This window comes from Empedobacter sp. UBA3475 (genome assembly GCF_002378465.1).
In the GTDB taxonomy this organism is placed as follows: domain Bacteria; phylum Bacteroidota; class Bacteroidia; order Flavobacteriales; family Weeksellaceae; genus Empedobacter; species Empedobacter falsenii_B.
Genome location: NZ_DFRA01000039.1, coordinates 21,246 through 36,174, shown reverse-complemented (window position 1 = coordinate 36,174; position 14,929 = coordinate 21,246). Strand labels below are relative to the sequence as shown.

The window sequence follows — 14,929 nt, the reverse complement described above, 5'->3', positions numbered from 1 at the left end:
AAAATGCACAACGGGTATAATTAATATTGAATAAAATATAATTATCCTGAATTATTATTTTTTTTAGATTAAATAGAATTTTAGACAAATTAAAAGAGAGATAACATAAATTTCTATTCACAGAACCTCTCTTTATTAACTTTAAATTGGAAATAACAGATTAGTGCCTATGATATAGTAAGTAGGACCATGACTTGAACAAGTTTCTATTTGTACTTTAGCTCAGTACAAATTATTGTCAATCAAATTAGAAGTTTCTAATTATTTCATCTTTTTATAAACAGTGATTAAATATGAAAACTACCTCAACTAAGTAAAGAGAACATTATATATTGATATTTAATTTTCTTGAAATTCCTTTCAAAATATTTAATGACAACTTCATCTTTTCATTTTTAAAATAGTATTTTGCATAGATGAATATTTTCTCGTATCATATCGCAAAGCTTAGCTATTTTCAAGCTTTTAAATTGATGTTTTTTCCTTTGAAAACAAATAAAATAAATGGTTTGAAACATTCCGAAACGATGTCCACAATGAAATTAGGTTCGCCCATTTTTTCGAAAACAAGGATTTTCAATCAAACTATTATTGTATTTGCACAATGGGAAGATGAAAAATCACTCGAAAATTTTCTAAAATCCAATTCATACGGAAAACTTTTGACGAAAGGCTGGCATGTTCGATTAGATTTTTTGAGACAATGGGGAAATATTTCTGGTTTTCAAATTCCGACAAAAAATATCGAGGTAAATATGACAAATGAGCCTGTTGTTGCGGTAACAATTGCGCGAATGAAATACACAGAAATTCCTCGTTTTCTGCGCTGGGGAAGACTAGTCGAGAAATTAGTTCGTGATCACAAAGGCACAACACTTTCTTTGGCTTCTATTCGATATCCCAATATTATTTCGACATTTTCGATCTGGAAATCTCAATTAGAAATGACAAATATGGTAAATGGACATAGCAAAATATCTGATCCAAAAAGACACGCTAACGCAATGAAAGAGCGTAATCGAAAGGATTTTCATTTTGAATTTACAACTCTCCGGTTTAAACCAATTTCTGAACATGGACAATGGAATAATTGCGAATCTTTTCTTCCAAAAAAAGAAAATATTTAGATGAATTTAGCTTTTACAATGCAAAAATTTCAGGATTGGTTTACGCAACAATGGGTGATTCTTTGGGGAAGAAAAATTAATCCTACAGATTATCCGTGGTTGATTGCTCCTTTCGGAGAATTGAACGGAATTGGCGAAGAGTTTATTTATCAATTAGCAAAAAATGAAAATTTAATTGTCACTCGAAATTCAACTTCAAAAGGATTATTAAGATCTATTCATGAATTGAATTTCACTGATAATCAACTTGAAATTCTACCAAAAAAAGTGATCGATTTTTATGAATCTACAGCAAATTATGATTTAGAATTCAATGTAAAATGGAATCCTTATTTTTCATTTTTTGGTTATTTGGTCAACCGATTATTTAGTCAGCGAATTAATCAATTAAATATTCCGACAAAAAATATCGCGCAATCTGAAGATTTAGTAAGTGAAATTATCACACTAAATCATCCGCAAAACAACGAAATTATTTATACCATTTGGTTGAGAAAATTCAAAACTTCGGGTAAAGTTATTTATTCGGGAATTTACGGGACGTGTACACTTCCTTCTGGCAAAACCTGTATCAAAGCTGTTTTTCCTTTACCAAAAGGCAATGCAACAGTTATTATGAGTCCTAGAGTCAGTCATGAGAATGAATTGATTTTAGATTCGAGCGGAAAACAATTTGGAGATGCTGGTTTCTACTTTTTATTGAATGATGCTAAACACAATTATTGGGCTCAATTTATATCTTCATTTACCGATCAATTAATTGTAAAAGAAAAAGATAATCATTTACAAGCAATTCAAATTCTAAAACTTTGGGGATGTAAAGTTTCACTATTTACATATCGCATTCAGAAGAAAACCAAATAAAACGATTTCTTCACATGACTTTACAAATACTTTTAATTAGCTTTATAAAATGAATCATTCAGAACTATTTTACAAAGTTGATATCGTTGTGATTGGAAGTCGTTCAATTATTAGACGAAATCTCAAAAGCTACCGATGCAACATAGGTAAAAAGAAGATCACTCGATTTTAGAGATAACAAATTCACCGAAGAATTAGGGCAAGAAGCCGTAGCAATTGTAGATAAACGTGTGAGAGAAGGCTTGCCCATTCAATGGGTGCAAATAGAGCTGGTGCAGCAATTGCAAGAGAAATAATTGCTTATTTAGGTGTGTAACTTTAACATTTATTTAATCAATGCATTTAGTATTAAATATTTACACGTAAAAACCTTACTAACAAATGGATAATTTATTTGATTAAAGTCTATTAAAAATTAAATTTTTTCATTATAAATAATCAATAATTTTATGAGTTCTATGATTTTAATTAGTGGAATTCACAATCCTAGCGATTATATTTGTAAAAATTTAAAATTAGTAATGACAGCAGTAATCATTATCTTTGTTATACATTGGTATGCTTCTTTATTTTTCCAAACTTTTTTTCATCACCGATATGCATCACATGCAATGTTTACGATGTCAAGAGCTTGGGAAAAAATATTTCACGTTTTAGCGTGGATTTTTCAAGGTTCATCTTATCTAAGTCCCTATACATACGGGGTTATGCACAGACATCACCACGCGTATGCAGACACAGAAAAGGATCCACATTCGCCACAATATGATCCAAATTTCTTTGCGATGATGTGGAGAACTCGTATTGTTTACAACGAAATTGACCACGATAAAACACAAGTTTTAGAAAAATTCAAAAAAGGTGTTCCTTCTTGGCGTTCTTGGGATAGATTTGCTGGAAATAATGCTGTACGTTTAGCTTGGGTAATCATTTACATATTAATTTATGTTGCTGTTGACGCTCCACTTTGGACGTATTTTGTATTCATTCCGATGCAAGTTTTGATGAGCCCACTACATGGTGTAATCATCAACTGGTTTTCACACAAATTAGGTTACCGTAATTACGATGTTGGAGATACTTCGACAAACTTGATGCCGATTGACTGGTTAATGTGGGGAGAATGTTTACATAACAATCACCATAAATTTGGCGGACGTCCTAATTTCGCAGTTAAGAAATGGGAATTCGATCCAATGTATCCATGCATTTGGGCAATGAATAAAATGAATATCATTCAGTTCAAAAAAGGTAAATTAGACACCGATTATATGTAAAATAAAAGCGATTCAATAAATTGAATCGCTTTTTTTATTTCTTTTGATAAACGATACTTTCTATATATTTCTTGAAAAAGAATTTGTGTTCGACGATTTTAAAATTGGGTAGAAAACTTTGATACATTTTAGGCAATTGAGAAATATCCAAACCAATAACAATTCTAAAAAAGCTCAACATCACATTCGTCACACTTTTTTGCCAACCTTTCTGATTTTGTACAAAATCAACATAAAACCACAAACCTCCTACTTTCAAATACGAATTTAATTGACTAAATAATTCTTCTGCTTTGGATTGATTAAAATGATCAAACAAAAAAGTAGTCATCACCACATCATATTTTTTATCCGTTTCGAAATCAAAAATATCCGCAACAATAAAATTTATATTTAAATTCGACGTTTTTTCTATTTTCGCTAAATCAATCATTTTCGAAGAAAAATCAACATAATCTATATCCAATTTTAGATTTAACTTTTCTATTTCAGCGATAAATTTTCCCGCTCCTCCTCCAACCCACAAGATTTTATCATTCTTTTTCAAATATTTTAAAATCACAAAATGAGCTTGATGTTGACGATTTAAAAAAATCAACTGGCTCAACGAATGATAATATGGCGCAATAAAATTGTAATTCATTATTCGAATAAAATTACGCTTAAAATTCCACAAATTGCTTTCAACAAAATCATTCCATCAATCGCAATTAAATAATATAAAATGGCTTTTGGACGATTGAGTTTAAAGGCGAAAATAGCTAAAAAAACAATCGGAATTAACATAAACAATATGCGGTGAAGTGGTAATCCATAACATATTCCGAAGATTACAAAACTCAAAAATCCTAGAAATATTAAGGGTAAAATAATGCGGTTTAACGTAAAATGATAACCATATTTTACAACAAAGGTTTTTAAATTTCGGTTGCTATCATCTTCATAATCTTTCAAATCAAACAAAATCGCATTCACAACGCAATACATAAAGGTTTGAGAAAATAGAAAATAGAATTTTGCATCAATGACATAATGCGTTTCATTCTTCAACATCAAAAATAAAACAGGTAAAAAAACGGTTGTAATCGCCCAAGTCCAGCCAATTAAAAATGGTTTTAACAACATCGTTTTACGTAATGAAATTCCTAATTTTAAATCATAATAACCAAAGGATAAAACTGTCGTAAAAAATAAGACAGTCAACCATTTCCAAGTTAATATTTCGTAATTCGGCAAACAATTTATCGCTAAAATAATTCCAGAAATTAAAGCGATTACGGCTAAAATAGCGGTATAAATACAAACAGATTTACGATGAGTAATGTAAAACTGAGTTCTTGGATTACTTGATGATTTTAAAGATTTTGGAATTCTGTAGGCATACAAATAAAACAATACGGTAATGGTGCTAATAAAAGCGTAATACGCAATTGAATTAAACGGTAAACCAATTTTGATATTCGTCTCGATATTGAGCGCAATAGAAAGTAGAATTAAAAAAAAATTGGAAAAAAAAATGTTTACGATAAATCGACTAATCACTTTTTTTTCCATTTTCTTAACCTCTTAAATTTTGAAAAATTCTAGAATGACATTTTTATACGTTTCACCAATCGGAATTTCTTCGTCTTTCAAATATAAGACTTTATTTTGAATTGATTTCACTTTTTTTATCGAAACGATATAAGATCGATGAACTCGGACAAAAAGTTGATCGGGCAGTTTTTCTAAGATAGATTTCATCGATATTCGAGCAGTAATTCGTTTTCCGTTTGCGAGATGAATTTTTACATAATCGTCCAAACCTTCAATAAAATCAATTTCATCGTAGGCAATTTTATTCAATTTATAATCGGCTCTAATCGTCAAAAAATCTTTGTCTTCATTCAGTTTTTTATCCACCAAAATCAACACTGCTTTATTCACTGCTTCTTCAAATCTATCGTAATCTATCGGTTTCAACAAATAATCTATCGCCGCAACATTAAAACCATCAACCGCATATTCTGCAAAAGCTGTGGTAAAAATAACGGGAATTTTCTTCTCCATATTTTTGTAAAATTCCATTCCATTTGTACGCGAAATTTGAATATCCAAAAACATCAAATCGATTGGAAATTGATTGATATATTTCTGTGCATCTTTCAAATTTGAGAAGGTTTTCACTAACTCAACATGTTCATTTCTCGAACAATAATTTTCGATTACCATTAATGCTAAAGGCTCGTCATCTATCGCAATTACTTTAATCATTCAAGAAAATTTTTAGTTCAACAATAAATTTAGATAAATCATTATTAATAGTTAATTTATAATGATTTGTATAAAAATAATCTAACCTCTTTTTCGTATTCTTCAAACCAATTTCACTTTTTTCAGTTTCAGGAGTTACCTCTTTCGAAATGGTATTTTCTACGTTCAAAAATAGTGTTTGTTGCTCAACTTTTATCGAAATAATGACAGGTTCCGAAGCTTCATCAATCACACCATATTTAAATGCATTTTCGATAAAATTAATTAAAATTAATGGCGAAATTCTTAAATCTGCAGAATTTCCTTCGACCTCAAAAATAACAGATTCTTTGTTCGTTAATCTTAATTTTTGCAACTCAATATAATTCTTGATATAATCTAAATCTTGTTGCAAAGGCACAAAATCTTTGGAAGAATCTGAAACTACAAATCGCATCATTTTGGATAATTTCATCACCGCATCCGAAGCAGAATCTGACTTTTGAAGCGTTAAAGCATAAATATTATTCAACGTATTGAACAAAAAATGAGGATTAATTTGCGCTCTTAAATAAGCAATTTCCGACAATTGTTTCTCATTTTTCATTTCCTGAAAACGTTTATTTTGACGAATAAAAAGCGAAACAATCGCCATCATCGAAAACATAATAATTTTCGGACTCCACATCATAAAATCACGTGGCGGTTTTCGAGGTTCAAAACGATCAAAAGGCGGAGCTTTTGGTGGAACTTTGTTAAAATGAAACGCAAATTCTGGAAATTTGTACACCACAAAAAAGAAAATGATAAGAACAATGATGTAGAAAAAATAACGTTTCTGAAAATATAATTTTGGAATTAACACAAAATAATTCACCAAAAAGAACATTAACAACAAGATATTTTCGAAAAGCATTCGCTTGAAAAAACCTGTTTTGAAAATAGATTGATCGCTCGAAAAATTTGGCGCAGCAATAAATGGAATCAACAGAAAAATAATTGAAACTATACTGAAAATAACGATTTCTCTCTTTGTAATTTTTACTTTATTCATCTTGTAATTCAATTGAAACAATAGAAAAATGTTGTCTATTTGGAATCATCAACGTTTTTATATTTTCATTTAACTCTTCATCCAAAGAAATTAAATAATGATTGTTAACCTCTCCAAAATAAAAATATTATTTGGTATAAAACGTAAGCGCAACCTTGTGATTTGCGTGATTTTGATTAGAAGAATTTATAACATCCAACTCGAAATCTACAAAATTAAGGTAGATTTTGTTCAAATTATCTGTGATTTGATACAAATTTCCTTCCAATTGTTCGATATACGGAATAGTCGCCATTCCTACCAAATAATGCAATTGCTCTGCTTTTTTATTTTGGCGCAACAATTCTCGAAAAGTTTCTACTTTATGCATTTCTTGTTGAAAAAGTTGCTCTTGCAAATAATACTCTTTGTACGTCGCATGAAAAACATATTTCTCCCAAATTGACGTTGTCGAAGCATCAATCACTAAACGATAAGCAAACTGAACTTTTTTAATTGTTTTCATCTTTTGGTTTTCTATCAAAAGGAGGCATTCCATCTGGAGGTGGAGGAATTCCTGGCCCTCCGCCCGTCGGCTCTTTTGCTTTCTCTATATTTTCTGTAGAAATTACAATATCTGCCTCAATTGTATATCCTTTTTCTAAACTTCCGCTCACTTTTGCCAATTGATTTCCGTCTGTATCATCTGTAAAAACATTGTCATTCTCATTGTACGTATAGCCATTCAAACCTTTTGTATAACCATATTCTTTGGCTGAATTTACAATTTCTACAACAGAATTTTCACCTTCTGGAAAAGCGATTTGAGTCACTTTTAATGATTTTCCTTTTTGATCGTAAATATGAACATGGATATGCGTTGCGCGACTTTCGTACCAACCTGGGAAAATAGAATTAAATTCAACATTTCCATTTTCATCGGTTACTTGTCTACCTCTCAAAAATTTATACGATTTATAATCGGTTGGTTGCATTCGTATTCCGCCATATTGCGAATAATTTCCATCTTTATCACAATGCCAAATATCAACAATCGCGCCTATTAAAGGTTGACAGCTTTCATCAACATTGGTTACATTAATTTTGATTGTCGCCTCTACTCCTGTTCGATCGCCTTTTATATTTTTTGATAAAAAATCTTCTGGCTTTTTTGTAGGAAATGGACCTTCTGTTTCAGAGGCCCATACTTCACAATCATTTACAACAGTAGAATCTTTGCAACTCATCAACACTTTTGGAACAATTAAACTTGCTCCTAATAATCCTAAACTATTTTTTATAAAATCTTTTCTTTCCATTTTGTTAAGTATTTTTAACATTAGTAATCAATTACCATTAACAAAGAATTTTCGCTCAACGATTCAAATTCAACATTCTCATCAGATCTTATTTGTAATAAATCTCTTGATTCTATTAAACGATTGTGAACTTCAAAAATACCTGTCAAAGAAATGATTAACCAACTTCTTTCGTTTCTTTTGAATGGTAATTCAGATTCTTTTCTCAAGTCAAATTTTCCTAAAAAAACATTAAACAAATCATGTCGGATTATTTTCTCTAAACGATTCTCTCTATCCAAATCAATTGGAACAATCATTTTAGCAATTTGCTGTTTTTCTTTTACGATGAATAACGCATAGAAATAAGAAAAATCGTGGCTCAAATCGCCTTCTATTTCTATTATAGTTCCTTTTTCTAAGTAATAAACAAATGATTGATTGACTTCAATTTTCCAATTAAAACCATTCATATTCAAGCGAATATTATTCAATAAAGGCATTAAAATAATATAACCACTTTCTTTAATTACTTTTTGATAAGTACCCATTCCGCTTAACGCAACATCATCAATAAAAGCAAAATCCAAAATCGGATTTGTATCATTTAAAGCATTTATCCTAATAAATTTATTTTCAAATAAATTTCGATTCTCAGCCTTGCACAACTTTATCATGTCCTCATATAATCTTCTAAACAAAAGTATATATCGATATTTTGTTATCTAAATTTAAGAGGTTAACCTAAGATTTTTGTAGGTTAATTGAAATATGAATGGTTTTTATTTATCTTTAACATTAGAATTATATTTGATCAAACACAACAAAAATGATAAACAAAAAAGTAAACAGCATCGAAGAAGCGCTACAAGGCGTAGAAAGCGGAATGACGCTTGCTGTTGGAGGCTTTGGACTTTCTGGAATTCCTGAAAACTTGATTCAAGGATTGGTAGACAAGAAAATCAATAACCTTACGTGTATTAGTAACAATGCAGGTGTAGACGATTTTGGTTTAGGATTATTATTACAAGGACGACAAATCAAAAAAATGATTTCTTCTTATGTTGGAGAAAATGCAGAATTTGAACGTCAAATGCTTTCAGGTGAATTAGAGGTTGAATTGATTCCGCAAGGAACTTTAGCTACTCGCTTAATGGCTACTGGTTATGGAATGCCTGCAATTTTTACGCCTGCTGGAGTTGGAACTGAAGTCGCTGAAGGAAAAGAAATCAGAAAATTTACCTTTCACGGAATCGAAAAAGAATATTTGTTAGAATATGCTTTCGAGCCTGATTTTGCAATTGTAAAAGCGTGGAAAGGTGATACAGCGGGGAATTTAGTTTTCCGTGGTGCAACAGCAAATTTCAATCATCCAGCTGCTATGTGTGGAAAAATTACGATTGCCGAAGTGGAAGAATTGGTAGAAATTGGAGAATTAGATCCAAATCAAATTCATACGCCTGGCGTTTATGTCAATCGAATTATTCAAGGTGCGAAATACGAGAAACGTATCGAAAATAGAACTGTTCAACCTAAATCATAAAAGAAAATGTTAGATAAAAATGGTATTGCAAAACGTATTGCAAAAGAAGTACAAGACGGATTTTATGTGAATTTAGGTATCGGAATTCCGACATTGGTTGCTAATTATATTCCCGAAAATGTAAATGTTGTTTTACAATCAGAAAATGGATTATTAGGAATGGGACCTTTCCCTATCGATGGTGAAGAAGATCCTGATTTTATTAATGCTGGTAAACAAACAATCACCACTTTGCCCGGATCAGCTTTCTTTGATTCGACGATGAGTTTCGGAATGATTCGCGCACGAAAAATCAATTTAACAATTCTTGGCGCAATGGAAGTTTCGGAGAATGGAGACATTGCCAACTGGAAAATTCCTGGAAAAATGGTAAAAGGAATGGGCGGTGCAATGGATTTAGTAGCTTCGGCTGATAATATTATTGTAGCCATGCAACATGTGAACAAAGCAGGAGAATCTAAACTTCTAAAAGAATGTACACTTCCTTTAACAGGAATAAAATGTGTCAAAAAAATTGTTACTGAATTAGCTGTTTTAGAAGTTTTACCAGAAGGTGGTTTCAAATTATTAGAGCGAGCACCAGGAATTTCTGTGGAAGACATCAAAAATGCAACTGAAGGAAAATTAATTATTGAAGGAGAAATTCCCGAAATGATTTTATAAAAAATAAAGATTCGAAAGGAAAGTTAAAAAGCTTTCCTTTTTTTATGCTCGATTTGTTTAACTTTATTCAAATTAATACTTAAAAATCGATGCAAACAAAATTAGTAATCGCTCTACTTTCACTCAATTCTCTTGCTTTTGCGCAGCAACAGAATTTAGTAAAATATGTCAATCCCATGATTGGAACAGAAAAAATGGGACATACTTTCCCTGGCGCAACTGTTCCTTTTGGCGCTGTTCAATTAAGCCCAGAAACAGATTCTATTCCTTATGCTATCAACCACAAATACAATCCAAAAGTTTATGATTATTGTGCGGGTTATCGTTTTGAAGATAAAACAATAACTGGATTTAGTCATACACATTTTAATGGAACAGGACATTCTGATTTGGGTGATTTCTTAATTATGCCAACCGTTGGAAAATTAAAATTAAATCCCGGAACTGCTCAAAATCCTGATAGCGGTTATCGTTCTCGATTTTCGCATCAAAACGAAACTGCCGAAACTGGATATTACAAAGTCAAATTGGATGATTATAATATTTGGGCAGAAATGACCGCTTCTACTCGAGTTGGTTTTCATCAATATACATTTCCAAAATCGATTGATTCGCATATTATTTTGGATTTGAATGCTGGAATTTATAATTATGATGACAAAAATACATGGACGTATGTTCGCGTGGTGAATGACACATTGATTACGGGTTATAGACAAACACGAGGTTGGGCAAGAAATAGAACGGTTTATTTTGCGATGACTTTTTCAAAACCATTTAAAAATTATGGACAGAAAAATGAAGACGGACAAGTTGATTACAAAGGTTTTTGGCGTAAATGGAACGAAACTCAGAATTTTCCATTAATCGAAGGAAAAAAGATCAAAATGTATTTCGATTTTGATACAGAAAAAGATGAAAAAGTAAAAATCAAATTTGCGATTTCTCCAGTCAGTCAAACCAATGCGTTAGAAAATCTGACAACAGAAATTCCACATTGGAATTTTGAACAAGTGCGTAACGAAGCAAAAGAAAATTGGAACAAGGAATTGAATCGAATTCAGATTAAAGCTTCAGAAAATGATAAAATAAATTTCTATACAGCGATGTATCATACCTTCATCAATCCGACAACTTATATGGATGTGAATGGGCAGTACAAAGGTTTGGATCAAGAAATTCATCAAGCCAAAGATTTTACAAATTACACCACTTTTTCACTTTGGGATACCTATCGTGCACTGCATCCGTTGTTCAATATCATTCAACCAAAACGCAACAATGACATGGTAAAATCGATGATGAAACATTATGAGCAAAATCCAATAAAAATGTTGCCAATTTGGTCGCATTATGCCAACGAAAACTGGTGTATGAGCGGCTATCATTCTGTTACAGTTGTTGCAGATGCGATTGTAAAAGGTGTTTATAACGAAGATGCAAATGCTGCTTTGGACGCGTGTATTGTTACGGCAAATAAACGTGATTATGAAGGAATTGGCGATTATATCGACAAAGGTTATATTCCAGCTGAGAAAAATGGTACATCAATTTCGAATACGTTAGAATATGCTTTCGATGATTGGTCGATTGCGCAAGCTGCAAAAAAATTGAATCGAATGGATGTATATGAAACATTTATGAAGCGTTCTGAGAATTGGAAAAATAATTATGATACTTCGATTGGATTTATGCGTCCTCGATTAGCGGATGGAAGTTTCAAGAAAGAATTTGATCCATTGAATACACATGGACAAGGTTTTATTGAAGGAAATTCGTGGAATTTTAGCTTTTTTGTTCCTCAAAATCCAAATGGATTAATTGAAGCAATGGGTGGAAAAAAGAAGTTTGGAGCAAAATTGGACAAATTATTTACGATGCATTTGCCTGACGAATATTTTGCGGAAACAGAAGACATTACGCGTGAAGGAATAATTGGAGGTTATGTTCATGGAAATGAGCCGGCACACCATGTTGCGTATTTGTATAATTGGGCGGGACAAGCGTGGAAAACACAAGAAAAAATCAGAATGATTTTGGATATGCAATACAAGCCAACGCCTGATGGTTTGGGTGGAAATGATGATACTGGACAAATGAGTGCATGGTATATTTTTAGTGCTTTAGGTTTTTATCCTGTTCAGCAAGGATCGACAGATTACGCAATTGGGAGTCCTTTGGTAGATCATGCTATATTGAATTTAGAGAATGGAAAACAATTTGAAATTGAAGTGAAAAATCAATCGAAGAAGAATGTTTACATCCATAAAATAGAGTTGAACGGAAAGAGTTTTTCATCTTTTAATTTGAATCATTTTGATATTGTTAATGGCGGAAAAATCATTTTTTATATGAGTGACAAACCTAAAAAATAAACGTTAAATATTTTATAATTAAATAAATAAGTTTGACTACTTGAGGAATAATGATTAATTTAAATCAAATTTAAAACCAAGAAAAATGGCTAAAAAGGCAAAAAAAGAAGAAAATCATTTACAAGTTTTAGTGGATAAATTAAAAGATCCAAAACATAAACAATTAGTTCAAACGAATCGTTTAAAGAAAAAACGTCGCAATAACGCAAAAAATTAAGCATAAAAAAACCTCCAAAATTTGGAGGTTTTTGTTTTTTAATATTTTATAAAATCCCCATCAACTCTACTTCAAAGATCATGGTAGAATATGGTCCTAATTCTTTTGAAATTTCGCGATCTTTATAACCAATTTCTGGTTTTACAACAAATCTAAATTTACTTCCAACTGGCATTAATTGTACTCCTTCCGCCCATCCTTTTATTACATTTTCCAAAGGAAAAGCGGCTGGCTTCTTACGTTGAACCGAACTATCAAAAACTTCACCTTTGATATTTGTTCCATGATAATGACACAAAACTGTATCGGATAAAGTTGGCTTCACTCCTTCGCCCAATGTGATTATTTCGTACAATAATCCGCTTTCAGTTTCGGTTACACCTTCTTTCAATTTATATTCTTCTCGAAAAGCTAAACCTTCAGTTTTATTCTTTTCAATCAATTCTTGTTTGCGTTTTAGTAATAATTCAGCTACTCCCATACCACAAATTTAAAAGGAATATTTTTAATTATAGCATATTAATCATTTCTACAAATTAGTTTACTTTTAATGAAATTATACAACTAAATGAAAAAGATAATATTTTCGTTACTTTTTACTATTATTTCAATTGTAATTTTCGGGCAGAATATCGTAAAAGAAATACCATTTCGATTAACAAAATACAACAATATTTTAGTACCAGTTATTATCAATCAAAAAGATACGGTGCAATTGATGTTACATACAGGCTCTGATTATATTACAATTATTGAAGATTCGTATAAAAAAATGAAATCTATTTCGATTTCTGATACCTTAAACAATGTGACATCTTGGGCTGGATATTCGGATATGAAAATGAGTCAAAGCAATGTGATTAAATTTGGTAATGAAGAGTTCAGCAAAATTCCAATTTTTATTGACAAACAATCTGGACATGAGAGTGATGGAAAAATTGGTTTGAAATTTTTTGAAGGAAAATATTTAGAAATCAATTTTGATGAGAATAAATTATATGTTTATGATAAAGCTCCTACCAAACTAAAAAAGTATACAAAATTAAATTCGAGATATTCTCAAGAAACACTGTATATAAAAGCTTTTCCATTTATTGACAAAAAACCGATTGAAACAGAGTTTATGATTCACACAGGTTTTTCTGGAGCATTGATGATTTCGGATGATTTTGCCAAAGAAAATAAATTATTAGAAAAATTTGAAATTATTGGAGAATCAAAACTAAATGATGCTGCTGGTAATGTAATACTTTCCAAAAAATCAATTTTACCTAATTTCGAATTGGCAAATCAAACATTCAAAAATGTACCAATGTCATTTTTTGATAGTACAATAAAAATTCAACACAAAAATATTATGGGTGGCGATTTGATTAAACGTTTCAATCTAATTCTCAATCCAGAAAAAGATATTTTATATGTAAAGAAAAGTAAATATTATAAAGACGAGTATTTTAAATTATAAAAAAAATCCACTTCATTTTGAAGTGGATTTTTTTATAAACTATATTGTATTCTTATTTTGCTTTGAATTTGTTAATCGCGTTAATCGTAAATTCTGATAAAACTAATTCACCCGAAATTTTTGCACGCTCGATTAATAACTCATCCCAATTTTCTGTTCCTTCCCAAGAAACACGTTTCAAATGTTTCATTGCTTCTGGATTTGAATTAGCTAATTTTTTAGCTAAAATATCGATGCCTTCATCCATTTCAACTGCATTTGCATAAACTTCTGCATACAAACCTTTTTCTTTCGCCCAATCAGCCGACTGAAATTCAGTTGCATTAATCGCCATTTGTGTAAAAGCAGAATTTCCAACTTTACGTTCTACAGCAGGTCCAACTACAAACGGTCCGATACCTACTGCTAATTCTGATAACTTTACAGATGCAAATTCTGTTGCAAAAGTATAATCTGCTGCCGAAGCAATTCCAACTCCACCTCCGACTGCTTTACCTTGAATACGTGCTAAAACAAATTTTGGTGCTTTGCGAATTGCGTTGATAACATGTGCAAATCCTGAGAAAAATTCTAGACCAGTTTCACGATCTTTGATTGAAATTAATTCGTCAAAAGATGCACCAGCACAGAATGTTCTATCTCCAGCACTTTTTAAAACAATAACTTTTACTTCGTCATCGTTTCCTAATTTTTCAATTTCTGTTGCTAAATTTCTTAATTGAGAACCTGGCATTGAATTACTTTGCGGGTGAAAGAATTCAATTGTACCAATTCCATTTTGTATATCTGATTTTACGTATGCTTCCATATCTAATTTGATAATTTTTTTAAATGT

General features: G+C 31.1%; 17 protein-coding genes. 8 read left to right on the top strand and 9 right to left on the bottom strand.

Annotation, left to right across the window (positions count from 1 at the left end; genetic code table 11):
• Positions 1-485: 485 nt before the first annotated feature.
• From B3I31_RS08940 to B3I31_RS08930, 3 genes are all read left to right on the top strand, one after another.
• Positions 486-1,127 (top strand): hypothetical protein, encoded by a 642-nt coding sequence (locus B3I31_RS08940; protein WP_312068475.1) that lies wholly within the window; start codon positions 486-488, stop codon positions 1,125-1,127.
• Positions 1,128-1,991, top strand: coding sequence for a hypothetical protein (locus B3I31_RS08935; protein ID WP_219035105.1), 864 nt, complete (start codon positions 1,128-1,130; stop codon positions 1,989-1,991).
• A 521-nt stretch (positions 1,992-2,512) separates the two neighbouring features.
• A complete protein-coding gene (locus B3I31_RS08930) occupies positions 2,513-3,268 on the top strand; it encodes an acyl-CoA desaturase (protein ID WP_286496360.1) in 756 nt (251 codons plus the stop codon).
• 34 nt (positions 3,269-3,302) lie between these two features.
• Here B3I31_RS08930 and B3I31_RS08925 read toward each other — a convergent pair whose 3' ends face one another.
• From B3I31_RS08925 to B3I31_RS08895, 7 genes are all read right to left on the bottom strand, one after another.
• Entirely contained in the window at positions 3,303-3,911 is a 609-nt protein-coding gene (locus tag B3I31_RS08925; RefSeq protein ID WP_291047553.1) for a class I SAM-dependent methyltransferase, read from the bottom strand.
• The gene (locus B3I31_RS08920; RefSeq protein ID WP_291087938.1) at positions 3,911-4,822 is read right to left on the bottom strand and encodes a hypothetical protein; all 912 of its coding nucleotides are present in this window, start codon (positions 4,820-4,822) and stop codon (positions 3,911-3,913) included. Before B3I31_RS08920 ends, B3I31_RS08925 begins: the two co-directional genes overlap by 1 nt.
• A gap of 12 nt (positions 4,823-4,834) precedes the next feature.
• Positions 4,835-5,521 (bottom strand): LytR/AlgR family response regulator transcription factor, encoded by a 687-nt coding sequence (locus B3I31_RS08915; protein ID WP_291060353.1) that lies wholly within the window; start codon positions 5,519-5,521, stop codon positions 4,835-4,837.
• On the bottom strand, positions 5,514-6,554 hold the full coding sequence (locus tag B3I31_RS08910) for a sensor histidine kinase (RefSeq protein WP_291060355.1): 1,041 nt from the start codon (positions 6,552-6,554) through the stop codon (positions 5,514-5,516). The genes B3I31_RS08915 and B3I31_RS08910 overlap by 8 nt, the downstream gene beginning before the upstream one ends.
• A 127-nt stretch (positions 6,555-6,681) precedes the next feature.
• Positions 6,682-7,059, bottom strand: a complete 378-nt coding sequence (locus B3I31_RS08905) for a hypothetical protein (RefSeq protein WP_280037663.1) — start codon at positions 7,057-7,059, stop codon at positions 6,682-6,684.
• A complete protein-coding gene (locus B3I31_RS08900) occupies positions 7,046-7,852 on the bottom strand; it encodes an intradiol ring-cleavage dioxygenase (protein WP_286496364.1) in 807 nt (268 codons plus the stop codon). The genes B3I31_RS08905 and B3I31_RS08900 overlap by 14 nt, the downstream gene beginning before the upstream one ends.
• 20 nt (positions 7,853-7,872) lie before the next feature.
• Positions 7,873-8,508, bottom strand: coding sequence for a hypothetical protein (locus B3I31_RS08895; RefSeq protein WP_286496365.1), 636 nt, complete (start codon positions 8,506-8,508; stop codon positions 7,873-7,875).
• A gap of 152 nt (positions 8,509-8,660) precedes the next feature.
• Between B3I31_RS08895 and B3I31_RS08890 the strand changes: the two genes are divergently transcribed.
• The 4 genes from B3I31_RS08890 to B3I31_RS08875 all read left to right on the top strand — a co-directional run bounded on the left by B3I31_RS08890 (position 8,661) and on the right by B3I31_RS08875 (position 12,629).
• Positions 8,661-9,374, top strand: a complete 714-nt coding sequence (locus tag B3I31_RS08890) for a CoA transferase subunit A (protein WP_291060358.1) — start codon at positions 8,661-8,663, stop codon at positions 9,372-9,374.
• 6 nt (positions 9,375-9,380) lie between these two features.
• Complete coding sequence (locus B3I31_RS08885; protein WP_219035112.1) at positions 9,381-10,037, top strand: 3-oxoacid CoA-transferase subunit B; 657 nt, start codon at positions 9,381-9,383, stop codon at positions 10,035-10,037.
• An 89-nt stretch (positions 10,038-10,126) separates the two neighbouring features.
• Positions 10,127-12,412, top strand: a complete 2,286-nt coding sequence (locus B3I31_RS08880; protein WP_221855892.1) for a GH92 family glycosyl hydrolase — start codon at positions 10,127-10,129, stop codon at positions 12,410-12,412.
• Between the two features lie 85 nt (positions 12,413-12,497).
• A complete protein-coding gene (locus B3I31_RS08875) occupies positions 12,498-12,629 on the top strand; it encodes a hypothetical protein (protein WP_257468234.1) in 132 nt (43 codons plus the stop codon).
• A gap of 46 nt (positions 12,630-12,675) precedes the next feature.
• Here the strand turns inward: B3I31_RS08875 and B3I31_RS08870 are convergent, their stop codons facing one another.
• Complete coding sequence (locus B3I31_RS08870; RefSeq protein ID WP_125350278.1) at positions 12,676-13,110, bottom strand: FKBP-type peptidyl-prolyl cis-trans isomerase; 435 nt, start codon at positions 13,108-13,110, stop codon at positions 12,676-12,678.
• An 87-nt stretch (positions 13,111-13,197) separates the two neighbouring features.
• On the opposite strand from B3I31_RS08870, the gene B3I31_RS08865 reads away from it, so the two are divergent.
• Entirely contained in the window at positions 13,198-14,094 is an 897-nt protein-coding gene (locus B3I31_RS08865) for a hypothetical protein (protein WP_286496263.1), read from the top strand.
• A 52-nt stretch (positions 14,095-14,146) separates the two neighbouring features.
• Here B3I31_RS08865 and B3I31_RS08860 read toward each other — a convergent pair whose 3' ends face one another.
• A complete protein-coding gene (locus B3I31_RS08860) occupies positions 14,147-14,902 on the bottom strand; it encodes an enoyl-CoA hydratase/isomerase family protein (RefSeq protein WP_291060361.1) in 756 nt (251 codons plus the stop codon).
• Positions 14,903-14,929: the final 27 nt, after the last annotated feature.